Origin of the sequence: uncultured Bacteroides sp., assembly GCF_902491285.1 — a bacterium.
GTDB lineage: Bacteria > Bacteroidota > Bacteroidia > Bacteroidales > Bacteroidaceae > Bacteroides.
This window is the reverse complement of record NZ_CABUHK010000181.1, coordinates 1-2107: the sequence shown is the minus strand read 5'-3', so window position 1 is coordinate 2107 and position 2107 is coordinate 1. Positions and strand designations below refer to the sequence as shown.

The window sequence follows — 2107 nt, the reverse complement described above, 5'->3', positions numbered from 1 at the left end:
AGCCTGTGGAACGTATCAAAGAGGGTAAACGCCTGCTGGCGATTTCGCGCATCGCGCTGAAGCGTATCTATTACCTGTCCTACGCTTACCGTATGACGGGAGATCGGAAATACGCTCTTCGTGCGGAACAGGAGATGCTGGCCGTCAGTCGTTTCACCGACTGGAACCCCACTCATTTTCTGGATGTGGGTGAGATGGTAATGGCATTGGCTATCGGTTATGACTGGCTGTATGACTCTTTGCAGCCCGACACCCGCCGGATGGTGCGCGAAGCAATCGTCGCAAAAGGGTTCGATGCGGCAAAGAACACCCGTCATGCCTGGTTCTATACAGCCAAGAATAACTGGAATTCCGTATGTAATAGTGGATTGGCGTATGGCGCGCTGGCTCTTTTTGAAGAGATTCCGGAAGTATCGAAAGGAATCATAGAGAAATGCATGGAGACAAATCCGAAAGCGATGGTAGGTTATGGCCCCGACGGAGGTTATCCCGAAGGGTTCGGATATTGGGGGTACGGGACAAGTTTTCAGGTAATGCTCATTGCTGCGCTCGAAAGTGCTTTCGGCACAGACAATGGGCTCTCCCAAGCCCCCGGCTTCATGGAGTCTGCCCGTTTCATGCAGTATATGACGGCTCCGGGCGGAGACTGTTTCTGTTTCTCGGATTCTCCGGTAGAGGCGGAGTGTAATATGATGATGTTCTGGTTTGCAGGCAAAGCGAAAGACCTTTCCCTGTTGTGGATTGAACGTCAGTATCTCGACCGGCCGGATATGCCGTTTGCCGAAGACCGTTTACTGCCCAGCCTGATGGTGTTCTGTTCGCAGCTCGACTTGAAGAATATCGGCAAGCCGAAGAAAAACTTCTGGTTCAGTCGCGGAGATACGCCTGTGTTTATCTACCGTGGCGGATGGGACAGCAAGAAAGATACCTATCTGGGAGTGAAAGGCGGTTCGCCTTCTACCTCTCATGCGCACATGGATGCCGGTTCGTTTATCTTCGAGAGAGACGGGGTGCGTTGGGCGATGGACTTGGGGATGCAGAGTTATATCACACTCGAAAGTAAGGGAGTGGACCTGTGGAATATGTCGCAGAACGGACAACGCTGGGAAGTATTCCGGCTAAGCAATATCGCTCACAACACCCTGACAATTAACGGCGAACGGCATTTGGTAGAGAGCAATGCTCCGATCACCCGTACTTTCGAGTCGAAGAAACAGAAAGGGGCGGAAGTAGACCTGTCGGGTGTGTTTGCCAACAGTGTGAAGAAAGCCGTCCGTACCGTGATATTGGATCAGAAAGACCACCTGGAAGTGACCGACCGGTTGGAGACGGGAGACAAGGAAGCTGCCGTATCCTGGATAATGGTCACTCCGGCAGAAGCTAAAATAACGGGTAAAAATCGGATGGAATTGACCAAAGACGGCCAACGGATGCTGCTGACGGTAGATACTGATACGGAAGTAGAAATGAAAACCTGGTCGAACGTGCCCCCGCATGAATATGATTTCCGCAATCCGGGAACGATCCGCGTTGGCTTTGAGACGGTGATTCCTGCCAATCGTGCCGTGCAACTGAAAGTACGACTTATTCCTTTGAAGTAGTAATACAAATAAATTCATTGAACCATGAAAACGATTCTTTTTAAAACAATCATCATAGCTTTCTTTGTGGGAATGGCCGTTAGTTGTTCCGATGAAGATGAGAACAGATTCCGTCCGGGATCTACCCATGAGAAACCGAATCCCACAGAGCCGGAGGGCGGACTGGATTATTCCAAACTGACCGCGGATAATCATCCCCGCCTGTTGATGAACGCCGAGGCTTTCACTGCGTTGAAAGCCAAAGTAGATGCCAATTCGAGTGCCAATCTGACCTTGCTACATAATACCATTATGGGTGTATGCAACAGCAAAGGGATGAACGCCACGGCACTGACTTATAAATTGGATGCCAGCAACAAACGTATCCTCGATGTGTCCCGTGATGCATTGCTGCGTATTTTCACCTGCGCTTATGCCTACCGGATGACTGGTGATGCCAAATACCTGACTAAAGCGGAAACGGATATGAACGCTGTCTGCAACTTTCCCGACTGGAACTCGAAACG

At 50.5% G+C, this 2107-nt stretch carries 1 protein-coding gene and 1 pseudogene; both read left to right on the top strand.

Annotation, left to right across the window (positions count from 1 at the left end; translation table 11 throughout):
* Nucleotides 1–1601 (top strand): heparinase II/III family protein (locus RDN93_RS22040; RefSeq protein WP_308747438.1); only part of this gene is annotated, 1601 nt, incomplete at its 5' end.
* 24 nt (nt 1602–1625) lie between these two features.
* Nucleotides 1626–2107 (top strand): annotated as a pseudogene (locus RDN93_RS22035) (Heparinase II/III-like protein); the annotation flags it as partial.